General features: G+C 65.6%; 20 protein-coding genes. 11 read left to right on the forward strand and 9 right to left on the reverse strand.

Translation table 11 applies throughout. From position 1 onward, the window contains the following. Nucleotides 1-91: 91 nt before the first annotated feature. On the forward strand, nt 92-955 hold the full coding sequence (locus tag HMPREF2924_RS18280; protein WP_003087881.1) for a universal stress protein: 864 nt from the start codon (nt 92-94) through the stop codon (nt 953-955). A gap of 55 nt (nt 956-1,010) precedes the next feature. Here HMPREF2924_RS18280 and HMPREF2924_RS18285 read toward each other — a convergent pair whose 3' ends face one another. Then, complete coding sequence (locus HMPREF2924_RS18285) at nt 1,011-1,478, reverse strand: DUF1289 domain-containing protein (protein WP_003098041.1); 468 nt, start codon at nt 1,476-1,478, stop codon at nt 1,011-1,013. Between the two features lie 381 nt (nt 1,479-1,859). Here HMPREF2924_RS18285 and acnB point away from each other — a divergent pair, with 381 nt between their 5' ends. From acnB to cobA, 10 genes are all read left to right on the forward strand, one after another. Then, nucleotides 1,860-4,469: a bifunctional aconitate hydratase 2/2-methylisocitrate dehydratase gene (acnB, locus tag HMPREF2924_RS18290; RefSeq protein WP_003087875.1), complete on the forward strand. Its 2,610-nt coding sequence runs from the start codon at nt 1,860-1,862 to the stop codon at nt 4,467-4,469. Between the two features lie 177 nt (nt 4,470-4,646). Then, complete coding sequence (locus tag HMPREF2924_RS18295) at nt 4,647-5,855, forward strand: CmpA/NrtA family ABC transporter substrate-binding protein (RefSeq protein WP_003132827.1); 1,209 nt, start codon at nt 4,647-4,649, stop codon at nt 5,853-5,855. Nucleotides 5,856-5,871: 16 nt separating this feature from the next. Continuing rightward, on the forward strand, nt 5,872-6,450 hold the full coding sequence (locus HMPREF2924_RS18300) for an ANTAR domain-containing response regulator (protein ID WP_003087868.1): 579 nt from the start codon (nt 5,872-5,874) through the stop codon (nt 6,448-6,450). Nucleotides 6,451-6,679: 229 nt separating this feature from the next. Next, on the forward strand, nt 6,680-7,375 hold the full coding sequence (locus HMPREF2924_RS18305; RefSeq protein WP_003087865.1) for a polysaccharide lyase family 7 protein: 696 nt from the start codon (nt 6,680-6,682) through the stop codon (nt 7,373-7,375). Nucleotides 7,376-7,728: 353 nt separating this feature from the next. Further along, the gene (locus tag HMPREF2924_RS18310) at nt 7,729-8,940 is read left to right on the forward strand and encodes a NarK family nitrate/nitrite MFS transporter (protein ID WP_003087861.1); all 1,212 of its coding nucleotides are present in this window, start codon (nt 7,729-7,731) and stop codon (nt 8,938-8,940) included. Nucleotides 8,941-9,014: 74 nt separating this feature from the next. Next, nucleotides 9,015-10,610: a bifunctional protein-serine/threonine kinase/phosphatase gene (locus tag HMPREF2924_RS18315; RefSeq protein WP_096082785.1), complete on the forward strand. Its 1,596-nt coding sequence runs from the start codon at nt 9,015-9,017 to the stop codon at nt 10,608-10,610. Nucleotides 10,611-10,877: 267 nt separating this feature from the next. After that, entirely contained in the window at nt 10,878-13,328 is a 2,451-nt protein-coding gene (gene nirB / locus HMPREF2924_RS18320; protein WP_003098052.1) for a nitrite reductase large subunit NirB, read from the forward strand. Nucleotides 13,329-13,380: 52 nt separating this feature from the next. After that, nucleotides 13,381-13,707: a nitrite reductase small subunit NirD gene (gene nirD / locus HMPREF2924_RS18325; RefSeq protein ID WP_003098054.1), complete on the forward strand. Its 327-nt coding sequence runs from the start codon at nt 13,381-13,383 to the stop codon at nt 13,705-13,707. Nucleotides 13,708-13,733: 26 nt separating this feature from the next. Beyond that, entirely contained in the window at nt 13,734-16,460 is a 2,727-nt protein-coding gene (locus HMPREF2924_RS18330) for a nitrate reductase (protein WP_003132830.1), read from the forward strand. 11 nt (nt 16,461-16,471) lie between these two features. Continuing rightward, a complete protein-coding gene (gene cobA / locus HMPREF2924_RS18335; RefSeq protein WP_003087845.1) occupies nt 16,472-17,209 on the forward strand; it encodes a uroporphyrinogen-III C-methyltransferase in 738 nt (245 codons plus the stop codon). A 68-nt stretch (nt 17,210-17,277) separates the two neighbouring features. On the opposite strand, the gene oprF is transcribed toward cobA, so the two are convergent. From oprF to ppsA, 8 genes are all read right to left on the reverse strand, one after another. After that, on the reverse strand, nt 17,278-18,330 hold the full coding sequence (oprF, locus tag HMPREF2924_RS18340) for an outer membrane porin OprF (protein ID WP_003087843.1): 1,053 nt from the start codon (nt 18,328-18,330) through the stop codon (nt 17,278-17,280). 108 nt (nt 18,331-18,438) lie between these two features. Next, nucleotides 18,439-19,029, reverse strand: coding sequence for an RNA polymerase sigma factor SigX (gene sigX, locus HMPREF2924_RS18345; RefSeq protein ID WP_003098059.1), 591 nt, complete (start codon nt 19,027-19,029; stop codon nt 18,439-18,441). 71 nt (nt 19,030-19,100) lie between these two features. Further along, nucleotides 19,101-19,925, reverse strand: a complete 825-nt coding sequence (locus HMPREF2924_RS18350) for a mechanosensitive ion channel family protein (RefSeq protein WP_003087830.1) — start codon at nt 19,923-19,925, stop codon at nt 19,101-19,103. A 2-nt stretch (nt 19,926-19,927) separates the two neighbouring features. After that, nucleotides 19,928-20,182 carry a hypothetical protein gene (locus HMPREF2924_RS18355; RefSeq protein ID WP_003122844.1) on the reverse strand — a complete coding sequence of 85 codons (255 nt, stop codon included), beginning with the start codon at nt 20,180-20,182 and terminating at the stop codon, nt 19,928-19,930. A 48-nt stretch (nt 20,183-20,230) separates the two neighbouring features. Further along, the gene (locus tag HMPREF2924_RS18360; protein ID WP_003098062.1) at nt 20,231-21,229 is read right to left on the reverse strand and encodes a zinc transporter ZntB; all 999 of its coding nucleotides are present in this window, start codon (nt 21,227-21,229) and stop codon (nt 20,231-20,233) included. Between the two features lie 187 nt (nt 21,230-21,416). Further along, nucleotides 21,417-21,905, reverse strand: a complete 489-nt coding sequence (gene rraA / locus HMPREF2924_RS18365; protein ID WP_003132832.1) for a ribonuclease E activity regulator RraA — start codon at nt 21,903-21,905, stop codon at nt 21,417-21,419. Nucleotides 21,906-22,011: 106 nt separating this feature from the next. Then, entirely contained in the window at nt 22,012-23,022 is a 1,011-nt protein-coding gene (locus tag HMPREF2924_RS18370; RefSeq protein WP_003087820.1) for an alpha/beta fold hydrolase, read from the reverse strand. Between the two features lie 69 nt (nt 23,023-23,091). After that, nucleotides 23,092-25,467 (reverse strand): phosphoenolpyruvate synthase, encoded by a 2,376-nt coding sequence (gene ppsA / locus HMPREF2924_RS18375; RefSeq protein WP_003098065.1) that lies wholly within the window; start codon nt 25,465-25,467, stop codon nt 23,092-23,094. Between the last annotated feature and the right edge of the window lie 69 nt (nt 25,468-25,536).

Raw genomic sequence — 25,536 nt, forward strand, 5'->3', positions numbered from 1 at the left:
AGGCCGACCCGTTTGATATGCATCAAGAGCAGCGGCTGGATTGCGTCTAGAGTTGTTTCAGCGATAACCACAAGCACTCAGGGAGACGATCATGCAAGCCATTCGCAGCATCCTCGTGGTGATTGAACCGGACCAGCTGGAAGGTCTCGCCCTGAAACGGGCACAACTGATCGCCGGCGTGACCCAGTCGCACCTGCACCTGCTGGTCTGCGAGAAGCGCCGCGACCACAGCGCCGCCCTCAACGACCTGGCCCAGGAACTGCGCGAGGAAGGCTACAGCGTCTCGACCAACCAGGCCTGGAAGGACTCCCTGCACCAGACCATCATCGCCGAGCAACAGGCCGAAGGCTGCGGGCTGATCATCAAGCAGCACTTTCCCGACAACCCGCTGAAAAAGGCCATCCTCACCCCGGACGACTGGAAACTGCTGCGCTTCGCGCCCTGCCCGGTACTGATGACCAAGACCGCCCGGCCCTGGACGGGCGGAAAGATCCTCGCCGCGGTCGACGTCGGCAACAACGACGGCGAGCACCGCTCCCTGCACGCCGGGATCATCAGCCATGCCTACGACATCGCCGGCCTGGCCAAGGCCACGCTGCACGTGATCAGCGCCCACCCCTCGCCGATGCTCTCCTCCGCCGACCCGACCTTCCAGCTCAGCGAAACCATCGAGGCCCGCTATCGCGAGGCCTGCCGCACCTTCCAGGCCGAGTACGGTTTCAGCGACGAACAATTGCACATCGAGGAAGGTCCGGCCGACGTGCTGATCCCGCGCACCGCGCAGAAGCTCGACGCGGTGGTCACCGTGATCGGCACCGTGGCGCGCACCGGGTTGTCCGGCGCGCTGATCGGCAATACCGCGGAAGTGGTGCTGGATACCCTGGAAAGCGACGTGCTGGTGTTGAAGCCGGACGACATCATCGCCCACCTGGAGGAACTGGCCAGCAAGGAGTGACCGCTGGTCGGACGAAAAAGCCGCCCAAGGGCGGCTTTTTCGCTGGAGACACCGCCTATCTGTCGATCGCCTGCAGGAACGAGGGCGCGATGTAGCGCTGGTAATGCGCTTCCGACAGCAGGAAGAATTCCCGGTCGATGGCATCGCGCAGGTCCGGCAGGCTCCAGTCGCGGAATTCCGGCAGCAGTGCCACGCCGTAGGCTTCGATCTGGTTGATCAGCCGGGAACCGCGGGCGATCAACTGGTAGGCCCAGCAATAGGGAGACTGCTCGGGGACGAAACGGATCTGCCGCTGCTCCAGTTGCAGGCGCAGGCGCGCGGCGTCGAAGACTTCCAGCTTGGCGGCCATCACCTGGGCCAGCAACTGCTCAAGGCGACTCCAGACAGCCCGCTTTTCCTCGGCGTCGTAGAGGTTCCAGTTGACCACCTCATGGTGGAAACGCTTGCAGCCACGGCATACCAGGTCGCCGTATACCGTGGAGCAAAGCCCTACGCAGGGGGTTTTGATTCTTTGCGAAGACATGGCCGGGACAACGAAAACAAAGCGGCATCTTAGCCCTTTGTCTAATCAAGTTCACCCTGTGGTTCCTAGGGTTTCCGACTTAACTTTGCGTCGAGTTTCCAGTAACATTGGTCCGCCTTTTTAGGCGCCAATGTCCGTTAGAAGCTGTTTTCAAAGCGTCACGAGCACAGTTTCCGGCAGGTACGCTGGCGACGGCGCCTCCCTCAAGCGTCTCGCCAGCCCCACCCCAGCCCGCCGGCGTAAAACTTTGAAAACAGCTTCTGTCTGGAACCTGCCGATGCCCTCGTAGGTTGGTGGATTACCGTCCACCTGGGCCTGACGAGCGGATCTGCGTCGGTTCCTGGATACGTGTCCCCCGGGACCACTGATGAGGGAAATACTGTGCTTGAAGCCTACCGCAAACACGTAGAAGAGCGTGCCGCCCAGGGTGTCGTGCCCCAACCGCTGAACGCCGAACAGACCGCAGGCCTGGTCGAGCTGCTGAAGAACCCGCCGGCCGGCGAAGAAGAATTCCTCCTTGACCTGATCACCAACCGCGTACCGCCGGGCGTCGACGAAGCCGCCTACGTCAAGGCCGGATTCCTTTCCGCCATCGTCAAGGGCGAAGCCACCTCCCCCCTTATCGACAAGCAACGTGCCGCCGAGCTGCTGGGCACCATGCAGGGCGGCTACAACATCGCCACCCTGGTCGAACTGCTGGACGACGCCGAACTGGCCAACACCGCCGCCGAACAGCTGAAGCACACCCTGCTGATGTTCGACGCCTTCCACGACGTCGCCGAGCGCGCCAAGAAGGGCAATGCCGCGGCCAAGTCCGTGCTGCAATCCTGGGCCGATGGCGAGTGGTTCAAGGCCAAGCCGGAAGTCCCGGAAAAGCTGACTCTCACCGTATTCAAGGTCCCCGGCGAAACCAACACCGACGACCTCTCCCCGGCCCCCGACGCCTGGTCGCGCCCGGACATCCCGCTGCACGCCCTGGCCATGCTGAAGATGGCCCGCGACGGCATCGAGCCGGTCCAGCCGGGTTCGGTCGGTCCGCTGAAGCAGATCGAAGCGGTCAAGGCCAAGGGCTTCCCGGTCGCCTACGTCGGCGACGTGGTCGGCACCGGTTCCTCGCGCAAATCCGCCACCAACTCGGTGCTGTGGTTCTTCGGCGACGACATTCCGTTCGTGCCGAACAAGCGTGCCGGCGGCTTCTGCTTCGGCACCAAGATCGCGCCGATCTTCTACAACACCATGGAAGATGCCGGCGCCCTGCCGATCGAGTTCGACTGCACCAACCTGGCCATGGGCGACGTCATCGACGTATACCCCTATGAAGGCAAGGTCGTTCGCCACGACAGCGGCGAAGTGGTCACCACCTTCGAGCTGAAGACCCCGGTCCTGCTCGACGAAGTCCGCGCCGGCGGCCGTATCCCGCTGATCGTCGGCCGTGGCCTGACCGAGAAGGCCCGCGCCGAGCTGGGCCTGGGCGCCTCCGACCTGTTCCGCAAGCCGGAAGCACCGGCCGATAGCGGCAAGGGCTTCACCCTGGCGCAGAAAATGGTCGGCCGCGCCTGCGGTCTGCCGGAAGGCCAGGGCGTGCGCCCGGGCACCTACTGCGAACCGAAGATGACCACCGTCGGTTCCCAGGACACCACCGGCCCGATGACCCGCGACGAACTGAAGGACCTCGCCTGCCTCGGCTTCTCCGCCGACCTGGTGATGCAGTCCTTCTGCCACACCGCGGCCTATCCGAAACCGATCGACGTCAAGACCCACCACACCCTGCCCGACTTCATCATGACCCGTGGCGGCGTGTCGCTGCGCCCGGGCGACGGCATCATCCACAGCTGGCTGAACCGCATGCTGCTGCCCGATACCGTTGGTACCGGCGGCGACTCGCACACCCGCTTCCCGATCGGCATCTCGTTCCCGGCCGGCTCCGGCCTGGTGGCCTTCGCCGCCGCCACCGGCGTGATGCCGCTGGACATGCCGGAGTCGGTGCTGGTGCGCTTCAAGGGCAAGCTGCAACCGGGCATCACCCTGCGTGACCTGGTCCATGCGATCCCTTACTACGCGATCCAGCAGGGCCTGCTGACCGTCGAGAAGAAGGGCAAGAAGAACATCTTCTCCGGCCGCATCCTCGAGATCGAAGGCCTCAACGACCTGACCGTGGAGCAGGCCTTCGAGCTGTCCGACGCCTCGGCCGAGCGTTCCGCCGCCGGCTGCACCATCAAGCTGCCGGAACAGGCGATCGCCGAGTACCTGAAGTCCAACATCACCCTGCTGCGCTGGATGATCGGCGAAGGCTACGGCGACCCGCGCACCCTGGAGCGTCGCGCCCAGGCGATGGAAGCCTGGCTGGCCAAGCCGGAGCTGCTGGAAGCCGACAAGGACGCCGAGTACGCCGCGGTGATCGAGATCGACCTGGCCGACGTCAAGGAGCCGGTGCTCTGCGCGCCGAACGATCCGGACGACGCGCGCCTGCTGTCGAGCGTACAGGGCCGCAAGATCGATGAAGTGTTCATCGGCTCCTGCATGACCAACATCGGTCACTTCCGCGCCGCCGGCAAGCTGCTGGACAAGGTCAAGGGCGGTATCCCGACCCGTCTGTGGCTGGCTCCGCCGACCAAGATGGACGCCCACCAGCTGACCGAGGAAGGCTACTACGGCATCTACGGCAAGGCTGGCGCGCGCATGGAAATGCCGGGCTGCTCGCTGTGCATGGGCAACCAGGCTCGCGTCCAGACCGGTTCCACCGTGGTCTCCACTTCGACCCGTAACTTCCCGAACCGTCTGGGCGATGCCACCGATGTGTTCCTGGCATCGGCCGAGCTGGCGGCGGTCTCCTCGATCCTCGGCAAACTGCCGACCGTGGAGGAGTACATGGCCTACGCGAAGGACATCGACAGCATGGCTGCCGACGTCTACCGCTACCTGAGCTTCGACCAGATCGCCGAGTTCCGCGAAGCGGCTGCGAACGCCAAGATCCCGGTCGTCCAGGCCTGATCCAGCGACGCGTCGAACAAGCCCCGCCCCGTGCGGGGCTTTTTCTTGCCCGGCGAAACCCCCCGCGCCGCCTGGCATAGCGCTTGCTGTGGCAGCTATGGAAAAGCGCGCCGACGACGGCGCCGGCGCACTGGAAAACGGGACGGCCCGCGCCGCCCTCCCGCACTCGAGGTGGTGATGACAGACAGAGCGATACGCAGCCAGGCCTGGGCCGGCGGTTCCGACGCACCGGAAAAGAGCGCCCTGGACATCGGTTTCATGGCGCTGACCGATTCGGCCTCGCTGATCGTGGCCGCCACCCAGGGCTTCGCCCAGCCCTACGGCCTCACGCTCAATCTCAGGCGCCAACCGTCCTGGGCCGCCTTGCGCGACAAGCTGCTCAGCGGCGAGCTGGATGCCGCGCAGTGCCTGTACGGGCTGGTCTACGGCGTCCAGCTCGGCCTCGGCGGCAGCGCGGCAAGCGAGATGGCGGTGCTCATGGGACTGTGCCAGAACGGCCAGGCGATCAATCTTTCCGAACCGCTGAAGCAGGCTGGCGTGACCAGTGCGGAGGCACTGCTCCGGCATCGGCGCCAGAATGGTGCACGCCTGACCCTGGCGCAGACCTTTCCCACCGGTACCCACGCGCTCTGGCTGAACTACTGGCTGGCGAGCATCGGTCTGCATCCGCTGCACGACGTGCACAGCGTGGTGGTTCCACCGGCGCAGATGGTCGGCCATCTCCAGGCCGGGCGCATCGACGGGTTCTGCGCCGGCGGCCCCTGGGGCGCCCTGGCCGTGGACCAGGGCCAGGGCTTCACCATCGCCACCAGCCAGGCGATCTGGCCGGACCACCCGGAAAAGGTCCTCGGCACTACCCGCGCCTTCGTCGACGCCTACCCGAACACCGCCCGCGCGCTGGTCATGGCGGTCCTCGACGCCAGCCGCTTCATCGAACAGAACGCCGAGAACCGCCTGGGCACCGCGCAACTGATCAGCGGCTGCGACTATGTCGACGCTCCGCTCGGCGCGATCCAGCCGCGCTTCTTCGGCCGCTACCAGGACGGCCTCGGCAACGCCTGGCAGGACCCGCATCCGCTGCGTTTCTACGCCGACGGCGAAGTCAACCGGCCCTGGCTCTCGGATGGCATGTGGTTCATGACCCAGTTCCGCCGCTGGGGCCTGCTGCGCGAAGACCCGGACTACCTGGGCATCGCCCGCAGGGTCCAGCAGACCGCGCTGTACCGCGATGCCGCGACGGCCCTTGGGCTACGCCTGGACGGCGCCGACATGCGCCGCTCGACGCTGATCGACGGGCGCACCTGGGACGGCAGCGACCCCGCCGGCTACGCCCGCAGCTTCCCGATCCACGCCCTGGCCGAAACCGGCCAGGGCATCGCCCCCTGACCCTGGTGCGCCCGCCATGCTGCGTATCCTGCTGATCGACGACACGCCGAAGAAAGTCGGACGCCTCAGGGCCGCCCTGCTCGAGAGCGGTTTCGAAGTGGTGGACGAGTCGGGGCTAACCATCGACCTGCCGGCGCGCGTCGAAGCGCTGCGTCCCGACGTGATCCTGATCGACACGGAGTCTCCCGGCCGCGATGTGATGGAGCAGGTCTGCCTGGTCAGCCGCGACCAGCCGCGCCCGATCGTGATGTTCACCGACGAGCACGATCCGGGAGTGATGCGCCGCGCCATCCAGTCCGGGGTCAGCGCCTACATCGTCGAAGGCATCCAGGCCAGCCGCCTGCAACCGATCCTCGACGTGGCCATGGCGCGCTTCGAGAGCGACCAGGCGCTGCGCGCTCAACTGCAGGCGCGCGAGGCGCAGTTGGCCGAACGCAAGCGCATCGAGCTGGCCAAGGGCCTGCTGATGAAGATGAAGCATTGCGGCGAGGAGGAGGCCTACACGCTGATGCGGCGCCAGGCCATGAGCCGCCAGCAGAAGCTGATCCAAGTCGCCGAGCAGATCATCGCCATGCACGACATGCTCGGCGGCTGAATCCAGCTGGGCAGCTGGCGATCATATCGCCAGCCACCCTGCTGGCCCCCGGCGCAGAGCGGCGCGGCTATGCTCGTGCGCCCGGAACGGCCCTATCCGTTCTGGGAGCTACCCTCTCGCCACCCTCGACTAGCATGACCAGGGAGGCCCGCAGTGGACGCCCAGGGCTAGGAGCCGCAGGCGTCCGCCCGAACCGCACCGCCGACTCAGCGGTCAGGAGATGCTCAGCATGATCGATCTCAGCACCTGGAACCTTACCATTCCCACCGAACCCACCCCGCAGGTGATCACCACCCAGCAACTCAACAACGGCTACCAGAGCCGGTACTTCCAGCAAGGCAACGATGGCGGCCTGGTCTTCTGGGTGCCCATCGACGGCTCGCACACCGAGGACAGCACCTATCCTCGCACCGAACTGCGCGAAACCCAGGCCGACGGCAGCCTCGACAACTGGTACTACTGGCAGGCCGACAACGAACTGCGGGTGACCATGAGCGTCGAGAAGGTCCCCTCGAAGAACAAGGTGATCATCGGCCAGATCCACAGCAAGTCGCCACAGACCGACGACGGCGAACCTCTGGTGAAGCTGCAGTACTACTACAAGCCCGAGGAAGGCCTCGGCCGGGTCGAGGCGCTGGTACGCAACCACCCGGACGATTCCTATAGCCGCAACGTGTCGATCCTCGAGCAGGTACGCCTGGGCGAGCGCTTCAACTACAGCCTGCGCGTCACCTCCAGCGGCGAGTTGGCGGTGCGCGCGCGCAGCCAGGACGGCGAAGAGGACGCCTACTACCAGACCCTCGGCAGCGCCTGGAACGACCAGTTGCTCTATTTCAAGGCCGGCGCCTACGTGAACGACAACGCCGGCGACAGCGGCGAAGGCAGCCGCGTGACCATCTACCACCTGAACACCGCCCATCGCTGAACCGCCGACGGCGCACGGACGCGCCGCCCCAGCCCTGTGCAAGCCCCCGACGCCTGCCACCGCGGCGTGCACGCCCGACGCCATGGTTGTCCCTGCAACCGCTCTACGCCGCGCTTTCGACAACTTGGCAAAGAGCTTGCTACGTCCTGCCTGACGGTAGCCAACGGCGGTTACCCATCCCCGACAAAGACGTCGCGCGGCCTCTCCTTCCCGGCAGAGGCCCGTGGCGTCTTCGTCGTTTCGCCCCAGCGTCGGGGCGGGTGGGTGGTCCGCTGTCGGACGCTCACCTTGTAGCGATGCAACTTCCGCCGGGCGGCCGTTCCGCCCCGATTCCGCTGGATACGAGGTGTTCGATGAACAACAGCTTCTGGAAGGCCGGCCATGCGCCGACCCTGTTCGCGGCGTTTCTCTATTTCGACCTGAGCTTCATGGTCTGGTACGTGCTCGGCCCGCTGGGGGTGCAGATTGCCGGCGATCTGCAACTGAGCACCCAGCAGCGCGCGATGATGGTCGCCACGCCGATCCTCGCCGGCGCCGTACTGCGCTTCCTGCTCGGCCTGCTGGCCGATCGCTGGTCGCCGAAGAGCGCCGGCATCCTCGCCCAGGTCATCGTCATCGCCGCCCTGGCGGCCGCCTGGCTGCTGGGCGTGAACAGCTATGCGCAGGCACTGCTGCTGGGGTTGTTCCTCGGCTTCGCCGGGGCATCCTTCGCCGTGGCCCTGCCGCTCGCATCGCAATGGTACCCGCCGCAACACCAGGGCAAGGCCATGGGCATCGCCGGCGCGGGCAACTCCGGCACCGTGCTCGCCGCCCTCTTCGCCCCCGGCCTGGCCGCCGCGTTCGGCTGGAACAATGTGTTCGGCTTCGCCCTGCTGCCGCTCGTCCTGACCCTCCTGGTGTTCGCCATGGTCGCGCGCAACGCCCCGCAGCGGCCGGCGCCCAAGGCCATGGGCGATTACCTGAAAGCCCTCGGCGACCGCGACAGCTGGTGGTTCATGTTCTTCTACAGCGTCACCTTCGGCGGCTTCCTCGGCCTGGCCAGCACCCTGCCCGGCTATTTCCACGACCAGTACGGCCTGAACCCGGTGACCGCCGGCTACTACACCGCCGCCTGCGTCTTCGCCGGCAGCCTGATGCGCCCGCTCGGTGGCGCCCTCGCCGATCGCATCGGCGGCATCCGCAGCCTGCTGATGGTGTACACCCTGGCCGCCATCTGCATCGCCGCGGTCGGTTTCCACTTGCCCAGCGCGATGGCCGCCCTCGGCCTGTTCGTGGTCGCCATGCTCAGTCTCGGTGCCGGCAATGGCGCGGTGTTCCAGTTGGTACCGCAGCGCTTCCACAAGGAAATCGGCGTGATGACCGGGCTGATCGGCATGGCCGGCGGCATCGGCGGCTTCTGCCTGACTGCCGGCCTCGGCGCGATCAAGCAAAGCACCGGCGACTACCAGCTCGGCCTGTGGCTGTTCGCCAGTCTCGGCGTGCTGGCCTGGTTCGGCCTCCACGGGGTGAAGCGGCGCTGGCGCACCACCTGGGGCTCGGCCGCGGTTACCGCCGCGCGGGTCTGAGCGTGGGGCTGCGACTGAGCATCGGCGAGGCCAGCGCCTGCGGGCCTCGCACGGAAAACCAGGACGCGCTGCGGGTGGTCACCCCGGCGCCGGCCCTGGCCGCCAGCAAGGGACACCTGCTGGCCATCGCCGACGGTGTCAGCCAGTGCGCCGATGGCGGCCTGGCGGCGCGCAGCAGCCTGCAAGCGCTGGCCCTGGATTACTATGCGACTCCGGAAACCTGGGCCATCGTGCAGTCCCTGGACCGCCTGCTGCTGGCGCAGAACCGCTGGCTACAGGCCAACGGCGGCGGCCAGCCGCTGCTCACCACCCTCACCGCCCTGGTGCTGCGCGGCACCCGCTACACCCTGGCCCACGTCGGCGATTGCCGGGCCTACCTGTGGCGCGACGGCGAGTTGCTCCGGCAGACCAGCGACCACGTCTGGGAACAGCCGCACATGCAACACGTGCTGACCCGCGCCCTGGGACTGGACCAGCATCTGGTGGTCGACTATCTGGAAGGCGATCTGGAGCCCGGCAGCCAGTGGCTACTGGTCAGCGACGGCGTCTGGGCGACGCTGGGCGACAGCGGCATCCGCAGCATCCTGCGCAACGCCGAAGAGCCGCAGCGCAGCGCCGAGGCTCTGGTTCGCGCCGCCCACCTGGCAGGCAGCCAGGACAACGCCAGCGCCCTGCTGGTGCGCGTGGAAGCCGTGCCCGCAGGCAGCCTCGGCGACGCCCTCGCGCAACTGGGCCACTGGCCACTGCCGCCACCGCTGAAGCCCGACCAGCTCTTCGAAGGCTGGCGGGTCCGGCAGTTGCTCGGCGAATCCCGCCAGTCCCTGCTCTACCGGGTCGAGGATGGCCAGGGCCAACCCTGGCTGCTGAAGACCCTTCCCGCCGCACGTGCCGACGATCCGCTGGCAACCCAGGCCCTGCTGCTCGAGGAATGGTTCCTGCGCCGCGTCCAGGGCCGGCATTTCCCCGAGTTGCACGGATTGGCGCAGCGCCAGCATCTGTATTACCTGATGCGCGAGCACCCCGGAGAGACTCTCGCCGAGCGCTTGCGCAACCATGGCCCGCTGTCGCTGCCGGAGTGGCTGGGGCTGGCCAACCAGCTGCTGCGCGGGCTTGGCCAGTTGCATCGACGCAACCTGCTGCACCGCGACCTCAAGCCGGAAAATCTCCACCTCGGCCGCGACGGCGAGCTGCGCCTGCTGGATTTCGGCCTGGCCTGGTGTCCGGGATTGTCGCGCGAAGACCCCCATCTGCTACCGGGTACGCCCAGCTACCTGGCGCCGGAGTGCTTCTCCGGCACCTCGCCCTCGGTGCGCCAGGATCTCTACGCCACCGGCGTCTGCCTCTACCAGGCGCTGACCGGGCGCTATCCCTATGGCGAGATCGAAGCCTTCCAGCACCCGCGCTTCGGTCGCCCCGTCCCGCCCAGCCGCTATCGCCCCGACCTGCCGGCCTGGATCGACGACCTGCTGCTGCGCGCCGTCGCCTGCGACCCCGCACAGCGCTTCGAGACCGCCGAGGAATGGCTGCTCTCGCTGCAACAGGGAGAAGCGTTGCCGGCCGCGGCACCCCGCCCATTGCTGGAGCGCGAACCGCTGCAGACCTGGCGCGCCATCGCCCTGCTGTCCCTGGCCGCCAACCTGGCGCTACTCCTGGTCTGGCTGAAGGGCTGAGTGGCACCAGCCCGGTGCGATACGCCCCGGCACGGAGCAGAAAGACCGCGGGGAGCCCCCGCGTTATCCCTGCAAGGCCATGGAGATAGGCAATAGCGCAAGTTGGCACGGCGCCTGCTTGGGTTCTCCCGACAATCGACAACAAAGCGCCTGCCTCAACGACGAGGCGGCGTTTCCCGACCGAACGGGACCTGGACAAAGGCGTCCTGCTGGCAACAGCGGGACGCCTTTTTTGTTTGCGCCAACCTTATGCAGGAGCTACTCCGCATGAAGAAGATCAAGCTGGTGATGGTCGGCAACGGCATGGCCGGGGTCCGTACCCTGGAAGAACTGCTCAAGCTCAACTCGGACTTCTACGACATCACGGTGTTCGGCGCCGAGCCCCATCCCAACTACAACCGCATCCTGCTGTCCCCGGTACTGGCCGGCGAGCAGACCTTCGAGGAAATCGTCCTCAACGACCTCAACTGGTATGCGGAAAACGGCATCAAGCTCCTCCTCGACCGCAAGGTGGTGCAGATCGACCGGGTCCGCCGCAGGGTGGTCGCCGCGGACGGCAGCGAGGCCGAGTACGACCGCCTGCTGCTGGCCACCGGCTCGGTCCCCTTCATCCTGCCGATACCCGGCAATCGCCTGCAGGGCGTGATCGGCTACCGCGACATCGCCGACACCCAGGCCATGATCGACTGCGCCCGGACCCACAGCCACGCGGTGGTGATCGGCGGCGGCCTGCTCGGCCTGGAGGCGGCCAACGGCCTCAAGCAACGCGGCATGGACGTGACCGTCGTGCACCTCTCCGACTGGCTGCTGGAACGCCAACTGGACCGCACCGCCGGCAAACTCCTGCAAGGCGCGCTGGAAGCCCGCGGCATCCGCTTCCGCCTGAACACCCAGACCCAGGAACTGATGGACAACGGCAGCGGCCGGGTCTGTGCCGTGCAGTTCAACGACGGCGACGTGATTCCCGCCGACCTGGTGGTAATGGCCGCCGGCATCCGCCCCAATACCGAGCTGGCCGAAAGCGCGGGCATCCCCTGCAACCGCGGCATCCTGGTCAATGACACCCTGCAGACCTACGACCCACGCATCTATGCGGTCGGCGAATGCGCCAACCACCGTGGCATCGCCTACGGCCTGGTTGCGCCGCTGTTCGAGCAGGCCAAGGTCTGCGCCAACCACCTGGCTCATCTCGGTTACGCCCGCTACCAGGGCTCGGTGACCTCGACCAAGCTCAAGGTGACCGGTATCGACCTGTTCTCCGCCGGCGACTTCATCGGCGGCGAAGGCAGCGAGACCATCACCCTTTCCGACCCCATCGGCGGCGTCTACAAGAAGCTGGTGATCAAGGACGATGTACTGGTCGGCGCCTGTCTCTACGGCGACACCGCCGACGGCGGCTGGTACTTCCGGCAGATCCGCGAGAACCACAACGTCGCGCAGATCCGCGACCACCTGATGTTCGGCGAGAACGCCCTCGGCGATGTCGGCCACCAGGGCCAGAACAGCGCCGCGAGCATGCCCGACACGGCCGAAGTATGCGGCTGCAACGGCGTCTGCAAGGGCACCATCGTCAAGGCCATACAAGAACACGGCCTGTTCAGCGTCGACGAAGTCAAGAAACACACCAAGGCCGCCAGCTCCTGTGGCTCCTGCGCGGGATTGGTGGAACAGATCCTGATCAGCACCGTCGGCGGCGCCGCCGACGTCAAGCCGAAGAGCGAGAAGGCCATCTGCGGCTGCAGCGACCTCAACCACGGGCAGATCCGCAAGGCCATTCGCGAACACCGGCTGACCAGTCTCGACGCCGCCATGCGCTTCATGGACTGGAAGACCCCGAACGGCTGTGCCACCTGCCGCCCGGCCCTGAACTACTACCTGATCTCAACCTGGCCGGGAGAAGCCAAGGACGATCCGCAGTCGCGCCTGATCAACGAACGAGCCCACGCCAACATCCAGAAGGACGGCACCTACTCGGTGGTACCGCGGATGTGGGGCGGCGTGACCAACGCCGCCGAGTTGCGGCGCATCGCCGACGTCGCCGACAAGTACCAGGTGCCGATGGTCAAGGTCACCGGCGGCCAGCGCATCGACCTACTGGGGGTGAAGAAGGACGATCTGCCGGCCATCTGGAAAGACCTCGACATGCCCTCCGGACATGCCTACGGCAAATCCATCCGCACCGTGAAGACCTGCGTCGGCAGCGAGTTCTGCCGCTTCGGCACGCAAAACTCGACGCAGCTGGGCATCGATCTGGAACACGACCTGTTCAACATGTGGTCGCCGCACAAGGTCAAGCTGGCGGTCTCCGGCTGCCCGCGCAATTGCGCCGAGGCCGGGATCAAGGACGTCGGCATCATCGGCGTGGACTCCGGTTGGGAGATGTACATCGGCGGCAACGGCGGGATCAAGACCGAGGTCGCGGAGTTCTTCGTCAAGCTCAAGACCGCCGAAGAAGTGCGCGAATACAACGGCGCCTTCCTCCAGCTCTACCGCGAGGAAGCCTTCTACCTGGAGCGCACGGTGCATTACCTGCAGCGGGTCGGCATGGAGCACATCCGCAAGGCGGTGGTCGAGGACGCGGAAAACCGCAAGGCGCTCAACGACCGCCTGCAATTCGCCCTCTCCTTCGAGCAGGACCCATGGAAGCAGCGCATCGAACAGCCGCAATTGAAGAAGGAGTTCGAACGGATTCCGCTCAAGCAACTGGAAAACGTCTGAATCCCTTGTCCGGGCCGTCCCACGGCGGCCCTCCCCCTACCGGAGTGAACCGATGAACTGGCTGGATATCTGCGCCCTCGATGAAATCAACCCGCTGGGCTCGCGCGTGGTCGCCGGCCCGAAAGGCGACATCGCCATCTTCCGCGCCGCCGACGACCAGGTCTTCGCCCTCGATGACCGCTGCCCGCACAAGGGCGGCCCGCTGTCCCAGGGCCTGATCTACGGCAAGCGAGTGGCCTGTCCGTTGCACAACTGGCAGATCGAACTGGAGAGCGGCGAAGCCGTGGCCCCGGACCAGGGCTGCGCCCATCGCCACCCGGTGCGGGTGGAGAACGGACGGGTGCTGCTCGGCCTGGACAGCGTGGCGCTGTGCGCCTGATCTCTCGCCGATAACAGGAGCCGAGCATGTCGACAGATTCCCCGCTGCGCACCACCGCTTCGACCTGCTGCTACTGCGGCGTGGGTTGTGGCGTCCTGATCGAACACGACGGCGAACGCATCCTCGGCGTGCAAGGCGACCCGCGGCACCCGGCCAACTTCGGCAGACTCTGCAGCAAAGGCGCCAGCCTGCACCTGACCGGCGACCTCCAGGCCCGCGCGCTGTACCCCCAACTGCGCCTCGGCAAGCAAATGGCGCGGGCTCGCAGCGACTGGGAGAGTGCCCTGGAACATGCCGCCGGGCGTTTCGCCGAGACCATTCGCGAACACGGGCCGGACAGCGTGGCCTTCTATATCTCCGGCCAGTTGCTGACCGAGGACTACTACGCCTTCAACAAGCTGGCGCGGGCCCTGGTCGGCACCAACAACATCGACAGCAATTCGCGCCTGTGCATGTCCTCGGCGGTGGTCGGCTACAAGCGCAGCCTGGGCGCCGACGCACCGCCCTGCAGCTACGAAGACCTCGACTGCGCCGATTGCGTGCTGATCGCCGGCAGCAACATGGCCTTCGCCCACCCGGTCCTGTTCCGTCGCCTGGAAGCCGCCAAGGCCGCTCGGCCGGAGATGCGCATCGTGGTGATCGACCCGCGGCGCACCGACACCTGCGAGCTGGCCGACCTGCACCTGGCGCTGCTGCCCGGCACCGACGTCGCACTGTTCCACGGCATCCTGCATATCCTGCTCTGGGAGGACTGGATCGACCGTTCGTTCATCGCCGAGCATACCGAAGGTTTCGCCGACCTGAAGGAACTGGTGCGCGACTACACCCCGGCCGCCGTCGCCGACATCTGTGGCATCGACCGCGCCGACCTGCAGCGCTGCGCCGAATGGATCGGCCGTTCGCCGCGCTTCCTTTCGCTCTGGTGCATGGGGCTCAACCAGTCCAGCGCCGGCAGCGCCAAGAACAGCGCACTGATCAACCTGCACCTGGCCACCGGCAAGATCGGCCGCGCCGGATGCGGGCCGTTTTCCCTCACCGGCCAGCCGAACGCCATGGGCGGTCGCGAGACCGGCAGCCTGGCCAACCTGCTGCCCGGCCACCGCGAAGCCGCCGATCCCGGCCATCGCGCCGAGGTGGCGCACTACTGGGGCGTGGAACAGTTGCCCACGTCCCCCGGTCTCAGCGCCATCGAGCTGTTCGATGCGGTCCACGACGGCCGGATCAAGGCGCTCTGGATCGCCTGTACCAACCCCGCGCAATCGCTGCCGGACCAGCGCAAGATCCACGAGGCCCTTGCCCGCTGTCCCTTCGTGGTGGTCCAGGAAGCCTTCGCCGGCACGGAAACCTGCCAATACGCCGACCTTTTGCTTCCAGCCGCATCCTGGGGAGAAAAGGAAGGCTCCGTGACCAATTCGGAACGGCGGGTCAGTCATGTCCGTCGGGCCGTTCCGCCCCCCGGGGAAGCACGCCAGGACTGGAACATCGTCTGCGACTTCGCGCGCCGCCTGGAAGGGCACCTGCGACCCGCTAAACCCGGCCTGTTCGCCTTTGCCGACAGCCGCAGCCTGTTCGACGAATACAAGCTGCTTACCGCCGGCCGCGACCTCGATCTTTCCGGCCTCAGCTACGCACTGCTCGACCGCCTGGGGCCGCAGCAATGGCCATTTCCCACTGGCGCGGAGCACGGCACCGCACGGCTCTATGCAGACGGCCGCTTCCCTACCGCCTCGGGACGCGCGCAACTGGTCGCCGAACCCTACCGCGCCGCCCAGGAAAAACGCGACGCGCGCTACCCGCTGACCCTCAATACCGGACGCTTGCGCGACCAGTGGCACGGCATGAGCCGGACCGGCACCTGCGCACGCCTGTTCGGCCATGAAGAGGAGGCCCTGGTGCACCTGCATCCCGAGGAACTGCGCCGCCGCCAACTGCAGGACGGGCAGCTCGTGCGCCTGAAGAGCCGGCGTGGCGCCCTGATCCTGCCAGTGTGTGCAGACGACTCGGTGCGCCCCGGCCAGGCCTTCCTGCCGATGCACTGGGGCGATCGCTTCCTCAAGGGCCTGGGCTGCAATGTCCTGACCCTGCCGGCGTTCGACCCCCTGTCGAAACAACCCGAACTCAAGCACGCCGGGGTTCAGGTCGAATCCGTCGAACTGCCCTGGCGCCTGTTCGCGCTGGTGGAAACCGATATCCAGGCGCGTTTCGAGGCCCTCCGTGCGCTGTGCGAAGTCTTCGACCACGCCAGCTTCAGTCTCGCCGGACGCGAGCGCCCCGCCCTGCTGGTCAGCGCCGCACACCATGAGGCACCTGGCGCAGACCTGCTGGAGCGGATAGATCGCCAACTCGAATTGCTCGACGGGCCGATCCTCGCCTACGACGACCCCCGGCGCGCCATCGGCAAGCGCGTGCGCCTCGAAGACGGGCGCATCGTCGCCGTCCGGCTCGCCGGCGAAACCCTCGCCCGCGACTGGTTGAAAGAGCTCTGGCTTACCGGCCGGGCCGATAGCGAGCTACGCCGCTGGCTGCTCGCCCCACTCGGCGCGGCACCGGGACGACCCAGCCAGGGTGCGGGCGGCAAGACCCTGTGCAGTTGCCAGAACGTCAGCCAGCAAACGGTGCTCGGCGGCATCGCCCGCGGATTGGACCTGGACGGATTGAAGCGCGAGTTCGGCTGCGGCACCGGCTGCGGCTCCTGCGTACCGGAAATCAAGAGACTGCTGGCGGCCCCCCGGCCCATGGCGGCGAATGCCTGAGGAGAACGACGATGAGCGGTAAGGTCTGGCTGGTGGGTGCGGGTCCCGGCGATCCGGAACTGTTGACCCTGAAGGCAGTTCGCGCCCTGCAGGACGCGGATGTGGTGATGGTCGACGATCTGGTCAACCCGAGCATACTGGAGCACTGTCCGTCCGCCCGGCTGGTCCGGGTCGGCAAACGCGGCGGCTGCCGCTCCACACCGCAGGACTTCATCCAGCGCCTGATGCTGCGGCATGCCCGCCAGGGACGCAGCGTGGTGCGCCTGAAAGGCGGCGATCCATGCATCTTCGGCCGCGCCGGCGAAGAAGCCGAATGGCTGGCCCGGCACGGGATAGACAGCGAGATAGTGAACGGCATCACCGCCGGGCTGGCTGGCGCCACTGCCTGCGGCATACCGCTGACCTACCGCGGCATCAGCCGCGGCGTGACCCTGGTGACCGCGCATACCCAGGACGACAGCCCGCTGGCCTGGGAAGCCCTGGCACGCAGCGGTACCACGCTGGTGGTCTACATGGGCGTCGCCCGACTCGCGGAGATCCAGGCCGGGCTGCTGGCTGGAGGCATGGCCGAGGATACGCCGCTGGCGATGATCGAGAACGCCACCTTGGGCAACCAGCGCGAATGCCGCAGCAACCTCGGCGAGCTACTGCGGGACGCCGGACGTTTCGCCTTGAAAAGCCCGGCGATCCTGGTGATCGGCGAAGTAACCCGCGACATCGTGTCGCAACCGATTTCCCTGAGCGCCTGACGAGCGGTCTTTTTCCAGGCAAAGAAAAACCCGGCCTGAGCCGGGTTTTTCCTTAGAGGCTCAGCCGATTACTTGGCTTCAGCTTCTACTTCGGCTTCAACGCGACGGTTGATAGCGCGGCCTTCAGCGGTGGCGTTGTCGGCAACCGGGCGGGACTCGCCGTAACCAACAGCGTTCACGCGACCACCTTCTACACCGTACTCGTTGACCAGTACGTCACGAACGGCGTTGGCACGACGCTCGGACAGCTTCTGGTTGTAAGCGTCGGTGCCGACGGAGTCGGTGTGACCTTCAACGGTGGTGGAAGTGGACGGGTACTGCTTCATGAAGTCAGCCAGGTTCTTGATGTCAGCGTAGCTGTTCTCTTTGACCTTGGACTTGTCGAAGTCGAACTTCACGTCCAGCTGTACGCGTACGACTTCGGCGACAGCCGGGCAGCCGTTGGCGTCAACGGTGACGTTGGCCGGGGTATCCGGGCACTTGTCGACGTTGTCGCAAACGCCGTCGTTGTCGGAGTCGGAGCAAACGTCGGCAACCGGTTCCGGAGCCGGAGCGGCTTTCGAACCACCGAAGTTGAAGCCGACGCCCAGGCCAGCCATCCACTCGCCCTGGTGACCGTTGTCACGCTTCTCCAGACCGTACTGGCCGTCGAGGCTGGCCTTGGCGAAGAAGTTCTCGGTGAAGTAGTACTTCAGACCAGCGCCGATGTTGGCCATGGTCATCTGCTGACGGCCTTGGCTGTCGCTGTTGATGTTGGTGATGTTCTGGTGAGCCAGACCAGCCGACACGTACGGACGCAGACCTACGCCCGGGGTACCGAAGTGGTAGATGGCGTCCAGAGAGGTCAGGTTGCCGTGGACCTTCTTGTTGCCGGTTTCGTAGGTGCCACGAACGTCATGGTACTCACCGTAGGACAGCGCCAGCTCGACGTCGTCGGTCAGGAAGTAACCGATCGAGCCGCCGTACAGGTCCGCGTTCTTCATGTTGCGAACGCTGTCGGTGAAGTAGCGCTTGCCGAAGGCTTCGATCTCTACCGAGTTCTGGCCCTGGGCAAAGGCGTTCATTGCCGAAGCGGCAACCAGCGAGCCGATGACAACGCCTAAGGTGTTCTTCAGTTTCATCCGTTAAATCCCCATCTTGATGGTCAGTTAGTTGTCCAACAATCAGCCGCACAACTTGGGTGGCAAGTTTATCAGAACTTCCCGCATAGAGAGACAATATTTACCCAACTATGTTTCGGTCGCATCTGAAAACTTTTCGCGCAGGCGGTCCAGTGCCCGCTTGTAGCGCATTTTCGTCGCACTCAGACCCATGTGCATGATATCCGCTATCTCCTGAAACTCCAGTTCCGCGACGAAGCGAAGAACCAGAATCTCCCGATCTATCGGATTGACATGGACGAGCCAACGATCCAATCCGCCCCGCTCCTCAACCTTCGGCGACTTCTCCTCGGAAGCCTCCTCCAGCGGGTCGAGGCTGAGCGCATCCATCAATCGGCGCTTGCGGCGCTCCTTGCGGTACTGCGTGATGCACTCGTTGTACGTGATGCTATATAGCCATGTTTTGAACTTCGACTTGCCCTCAAAGTTCTTCAACCCGTACAAAACTTTCAGCATCACCTCCTGGCACACGTCGTCCGCGTCGCGGTCGTTGCCCAGGTAGCGGGCACAGACGTTGAACAGCGTGCGCTGGTAACGCCGCATCAATTCTTCATAGGCGCGCGTCACGTGGAACAGCTCCGAGTGCGCACGCTCGACCAGCTCTTCATCGGAAAGCTGGCGTGGGTCATACCGCTGTGACAGGGGGTGAGGCTTATTCAAGTGAGATCAGGCCAGTCATATCGTAAGCCGGGCCGCCCTGCAGAGCAGCCACGTCCATTATCTCTCCCGGATCAGCGGCTGGTAACTCGCTGATCGAGCAGTAGACGGTTGGCCAGCGACACAAGCTCTCCCTCTTCCGTCAGCAGGATGGTCTTGACCGTACCTATCTCTTCAATAGTGCCTTCAACGTCACCCACTTTCACCTGTTGTCCGACCTGATACAGCTCGCGGACGTAGATTCCTGCAATGATCTGCCCGGCGACCTCGCGGCTGCCCAGGCCCAGGGCCAGCGCAGCGGCCAGGCCGACGGTGATCAGGACGATGGCGATGATGTAGTTGAGCAGGTCGGTCTTGACCTCGAGCTGCCCCACCGCCACCGAGATGCTGATGATGATGACCAGCCACTGGGCGATCCGCCCCAGGCCGTTCGCGTATTCGAGGCCGACGCCGTCCGCCGCGCCGCGCACGACGCTGTTCACCAGTTGCGCCAGGAGCACGCCGACGATCAGCACCAGGGCCGCGCCGAACACCTTGGGCAGGTACAGGGCGAGGACGTCCAGCGTGGCGGATACCCGCTGCAGGCCGAGCGACTCGGCGGCGGATACGAGGAAGACGAGCAGCACGAACCAGTAGACGATCTTGCCGACCAGCGTCGAGACCGGAACCTGGATGCCGACCCGGGCCAGCAGCTTGGTCAGGCCGGTGCCACCCATCAGCCGGTCCAGGCCCAGCTTGGCCAGCAGCTTGGAAAGCAGCGCATCGAGCAGCTTGGCGATGACGAAGCCGAGCAGAACGACCACCAGGGCGCCGAGCAGGTTGGGAATGAAGCCTGCCAGCTTGCCCCACAGGGTGTTCATCGCGGTCAGCAAGCTCTGGGTCCAGATATCGAATTGCATGTTCACTCAGCCTTGTCAGCAGAAGATGCGTTTTTCGCGGAAATACGGGAAACCGGCGCCAGATGCGGCGAACCGTTGTTGATGCCGATCATCAGCGCCTGCAGCCAGTGCCCCATGAGGCTGAACAGGTCACCGGCGCCAACCTGGCGATTGGCGGTCTTCAGCACCCGTCCCAGACGCGCGTCGTCGTCCGGCTGGGGAGCCGAAGCCTTGAGCAGGTCCCGCAGGGACTCTTCGAACGGATCGTGCATGCACACCTCATGTCTGTACGAGGGAGTGACGCCCTCTCCTCACCCCAGGTCACGTCAGAGCCAGCGCAGCCGACGAAATACCCACCACTGGAAGGTGGCGACCCCGCCGATCAGCAGGCAGGCCAGCCAGAACCCATGCGGTGCATCCGCCCCCGGAATGCCGCCGACATTGATTCCCAGCAGGCCGGTGACGAAGCTCATCGGCAGGAAAAAGCCGGTGATTATACCAAGGAGATACATGGTGCGGTTCATCCGTTCGGTGATTCGCCGCGACTCGGCTTCCTGCAGGACGCTGATGCGCTCCCGTATCAACTCGAGCTCTTCGAGATTCCGCGTCAGCCGGTTGTTCAGCTCGTTCCAGTAATCGGCGTCGTCCTCGACGAACCAGGACAGCTTGTAGCGCGCCAGTTGCGAGTAGATGTCCCGCTGCGGCGCCAGGTAGCGCCGCAACCCCGCCGACCGGCGGCGCAGGGTACGCAACTGGTGCTGGTCGGGACTGGCGCGCTCGTCCGCCTCGACCAGTTCCTCGACAGCATCGAGCTGGTCGGCTATCCCGCTGATCAGCGTGTCGACGCGATCGGTCAGGTAGTGCGCGAGGTAGTACACGACCTCGGATGCCGTCTTCGGCCCTTTCCCCGCCTCCAGGTCCTCGAGCAGATCGGCCACCGCCTTCAGCGGCCGCAGGCGCAGCGAGATCACCCGGCGCGCGTCGGCGAATACCCGCAGCGAAACCATGTCTTCCGGCTCCGCGCCCGGATTCAGGTTCACTCCACGGAGGAACACCAGCAGGCTTTCGGCCCCGAGATCGAGCAAACGGGGGCGAGTCGCCTCCTCCAGCAGCAGATCGCAGGCGAACTCGCTGAGCCCCGCGGAATCCCGCAGCCAGGCCTGCGCTTCCGGTACGCCGCGGTCCCAGTGCAGCCAAAGGCTCTCCTCCGGCAGCAGGTCGAGCACCGCTATCTGGTTGCGTCCGACACGGCGTCCGCCGCCACGCCCGTTGAGGACGTAGCCATAGATCAGGCCGCGCTCATCACCCGACTCGTACGCTTGCATTGCGCTTCCCTTGGTAAAACGACCATTTCGACAGTAAAAACACAAGTCCGGTACCAGTCAATTCATGGACTTGCGGCACAACCTTAAAGCCAGTCCTGAGACCCGTATGCGCACCCCGGGTTCATTCCAGCAAAAAGCCCCGGGACGCTGCCTGCGTCACCGGGGCCGGAACGGCTGTTAAAAAGCCCTATTCGGGCATCTTCAAGGCCTGCGGAGAAACGATGATGCCGTTGTTGTCGGCATACACGAACTCGCCGGGGCGGAAGGTGACGCCGCCGAAGGTCACGGTGACGTTCAGATCGCCGATGCCGCGCTTGTCGGTCTTCAGCGGATGACTGGCCAGGGCCTGGACGCCGAGGTCGGTCTGGGCGATCACGTCGACGTCACGGATGCAGCCATACACGACGATCCCTTCCCAGCCGTTCTTCGCCGCTTTCTCGGCCAGCATGTCGCCCAGCAGGGCGCGGCGCAGCGAACCACCGCCATCGACGACCAGGACCTTGCCCTTGCCGTCCTTGTCGACCTGCTCCTTGACCAGCGAATTGTCTTCGAAGCACTTGATGGTGACGATCTCGCCGCCGAAGGAGTCGCGGCCGCCGAAGTTGCTGAACATGGGTTCGACGACCTGGACCAGCTCAGGATAGGCATCGCACAGATCGGGAGTGACGTAATGCATGGGAAGCTCCTGTGGGTGAAGGGATCGGCTCGGGCAGCTCCGGAGGATCATCGGCCGCCCGCCCCGGCGGCGCCGGCGTGACCGGAGCCGCCATTTGCGTCACATGTTAGCCGCTGATTCCGGCTTCCGATACGTCTAGCGCCTCACTCCACGCGGATTCGTCGCCCGCCGGCGATCGCTGGCGCAGCCAGCGCTCCACCAAGGGCCAGACCTCTAGCTGGGCCGCCTTGCCGATCAGCATCTCGATATGCCCGTAGTCCTCGGCGTAGCCAGCCTCGCGTCCGAGCAACAGGTATTCGCGCTCGGACGAGGCGAACTGCTCGAACAACTTGCGACAGGCCCAGGACGGGTCCTGCCGGTCCCCAGCCCCGGCGACCGCCAATAGCGGCACGTCGACTGCGGCGAGCCCCTTCCACCAGTCGTTGCCCGGCTCGCCGAAGCGGCCGAACAGCCCATGCCAACGCAGGACCTCCAGCGCCACGCCGACCGGCTCGTCTTCCGGGCCCTGCCGCCAACGGCTTCCGGATAGCGCGTCGACGCGGCGCAGCAGCAGGCGCGCGAGGATGCCTGCCATGGGCAACCTGAACAGCCAGTGCGCGGTGCTGACCTGGCTACCGAACAACGCCACGGAAGCGATCCGTGCCTGGTCCAGGTAGCCCCCGCCCAGCCCCGCCGCCAGCACCACCCCACCGAGGGAGTGGCCAATCCAGTGCGCCGGCTGCCCGCACTGCTCGTGGATGAAGGAGGCCAGCGCCGGCAGGTCGTAGCGCGCGTAGTCGGCGACCCGGTTGTCCCGGTAACCATCGTTGCGAATCGACAGGCCATGGCCGCGCATTTCCGGCAGCCAGACATCGAACCCCGCCCGCGCCAGGTAAGGACCTAATCCGAGCGCACGCGGCGAGTACCAGAAGCGGCGGTTGGAAAAACTCCCGTGCAGGAGGATCACAGGCGGTCCGCGCCGCTCGCCGGCGGCCTGCTGTCCGAGCCGGGTTACGACCAGCTCGACGCTGGCATCGGGGCTGTTGCCGGGCTTCAGGCGGTAGATGTCTTCGGTAAGGTCGGCGCGCAATTCGGCGCTGACCAGGGCGACAGGAAAGAGGCGACTACTGCTTTGCATGCTTGTCTTGTACAGGAGGCACGAAAAAGGGCGGTGTTACCCGCCCTTTCCGGATACAGCGAGGACCGATCAGGCCTGGTCTTGCCCCTCGGCGAGGAAGAACCAGGTATCCAGCACCGAGTCGGGGTTCAACGAGACGCTCTCGATGCCCTGCTCCATCAGCCAGCGGGCCAGGTCCGGGTGGTCCGACGGACCCTGGCCGCAGATGCCGATGTACTTGCCGGCCTTGTTGCAGGCAGCGATGGCGTTGGCCAGCAGCTTCTTCACCGCCGGATTGCGCTCGTCGAACAGGTGGGCAACGATGCCGGAATCGCGATCCAGGCCCAGGGTCAGCTGGGTCAGGTCGTTGGAACCGATGGAGAAGCCATCGAAGAACTCGAGGAACTCGTCGGCCAGCAGGGCGTTCGACGGCAGTTCGCACATCATGATGACCTTCAGTCCGTTCTCGCCGCGCTTCAGGCCGTTCCCGGCCAGCAGCTCGACCACCTGGCTCGCCTCGCCCAGGGTGCGCACGAAGGGCACCATGATCTCGACGTTGGTCAGGCCCATTTCGTTGCGGACCTTCTTCAGCGCACGACACTCCAGCTCGAAGCAGTCGCGGAACGACTCGCTGATGTAGCGCGAGGCGCCACGGAAGCCGAGCATCGGGTTCTCTTCTTCCGGCTCGTAGAGCTTGCCGCCGATCAGGTTGGCGTACTCATTGGACTTGAAGTCGGACAGGCGCACGATGACCTTCTTCGGCCAGAACGCCGCGGCCAGGGTGCTGATGCCCTCCACCAGCTTCTCGACGTAGAAGCCGACCGGATCGGGATAGCCGGCGATGCGCTTCTCCACGCTTTCCTTGATGTCCGCCGGCAGGCCGGCGAAGTTCAGCAACGCCTTGGGGTGCACGCCGATCATGCGGTTGATGATGAATTCGAGGCGGGCCAGGCCCACGCCTTCGTTCGGCAACTGGGCGAAATCGAAAGCGCGATCGGGATTGCCGACGTTCATCATGATCTTGAACGGAAGGTCGGGCATGGCGTCGACCGAGTTCTTGCGCACATCGAAACCGAGTTCGCCTTCGAAGATGAAGCCGGTATCGCCTTCGGCACAGGAAACGGTCACCCCCTGGCCATCCTGCAGGATCTGGGTGGCATTGCCGCAACCGACCACCGCCGGGATGCCCAGTTCGCGAGCGATGATCGCCGCGTGGCAGGTACGCCCGCCGCGGTTGGTGACGATGGCGCTGGCGCGCTTCATCACCGGCTCCCAGTCCGGGTCGGTCATGTCGGAGACCAGGACGTCACCCGGTTGGACCTTGTCCATTTCCGACACGTCGTTGATCACCTTGACCGGACCGGCACCGATGCGCTGGCCGATGGCACGTCCTTCCACCAGGACGGTCCCCTTCTCTTTCAGCAGGTAGCGCTCCATGACCGTGGCGCTGGCGCGGCTCTTCACGGTTTCCGGGCGTGCCTGGACGATGTACAGCTTGCCGTCGTCACCGTCCTTGGCCCATTCGATGTCCATCGGGCGGCCATAGTGCTTCTCGATGATCATGGCCTGCTTGGCCAGCTCGGTGACCTCGGCGTCGCTCAGGGCGAAGCGGGCGCGATCGGCGCGATCGACGTCCACTACCTTGACCGAGCGACCGGCCTTGGCTTCGTCGCCGTAGATCATCTTGATCGCCTTGCTACCCAGGTTGCGGCGCAGGATGGCCGGACGCCCGGCTTCCAGGGTCGGCTTGTGGACGTAGAACTCGTCGGGGTTCACCGCGCCCTGAACCACGGTCTCGCCCAGGCCGTAGGCACCGGTGATGAAGACCACGTCGCGGAAGCCGGATTCGGTGTCCAGGGTGAACATCACCCCGGCGGTGCCGGTTTCCGAGCGGACCATGCGCTGCACGCCGGCGGACAAGGCGACCAGCTTGTGATCGAAGCCCTGGTGCACGCGGTAGGCGATGGCGCGGTCGTTGAACAGGGAGGCAAAGACCTCTTTTGCTGCGCGGATCACATTGTCCACGCCGCGGATATTGAGGAAGGTTTCCTGCTGGCCGGCGAACGAGGCGTCCGGAAGGTCTTCGGCGGTAGCGGAGGAACGCACTGCCACGGCGAGGTTGTCGTTGCCGTTGGCCAGGGCGGCGAAGGCCTGGCGGATCTCGCTGTCGAGACGGGCTGGGAACTCGGCTTCCATCACCCACTGGCGGATCTGCGCGCCGGTCTTGGCCAGGGCGTTGACGTCGTCGACGTCCAGGGCGTCCAGGGCCGCGTGGATACGGTCGTTGAGGCCACTCTGCTCGAGGAAGTCACGGTAGGCCTGGGCGGTGGTGGCAAATCCGCCGGGTACGGAAACGCCGGCACCGGCCAGGTTGCTGATCATCTCGCCGAGGGATGCGTTCTTGCCCCCCACATGCTCTACATCATGGACGCCGAGCTTATCGAGGGAAACTACGTACTCTACCAAGGTGATCTCTCCACTATTGAATTGGAAAAGCTCAAGCGGGGCCAGGAGCAGCTCCGCTGGATTCTGGCC

Origin of the sequence: Pseudomonas sp. HMSC063H08 (assembly GCF_001813645.1) — a bacterium.
Classification (GTDB): Bacteria; Pseudomonadota; Gammaproteobacteria; order Pseudomonadales; family Pseudomonadaceae; genus Pseudomonas; species Pseudomonas aeruginosa.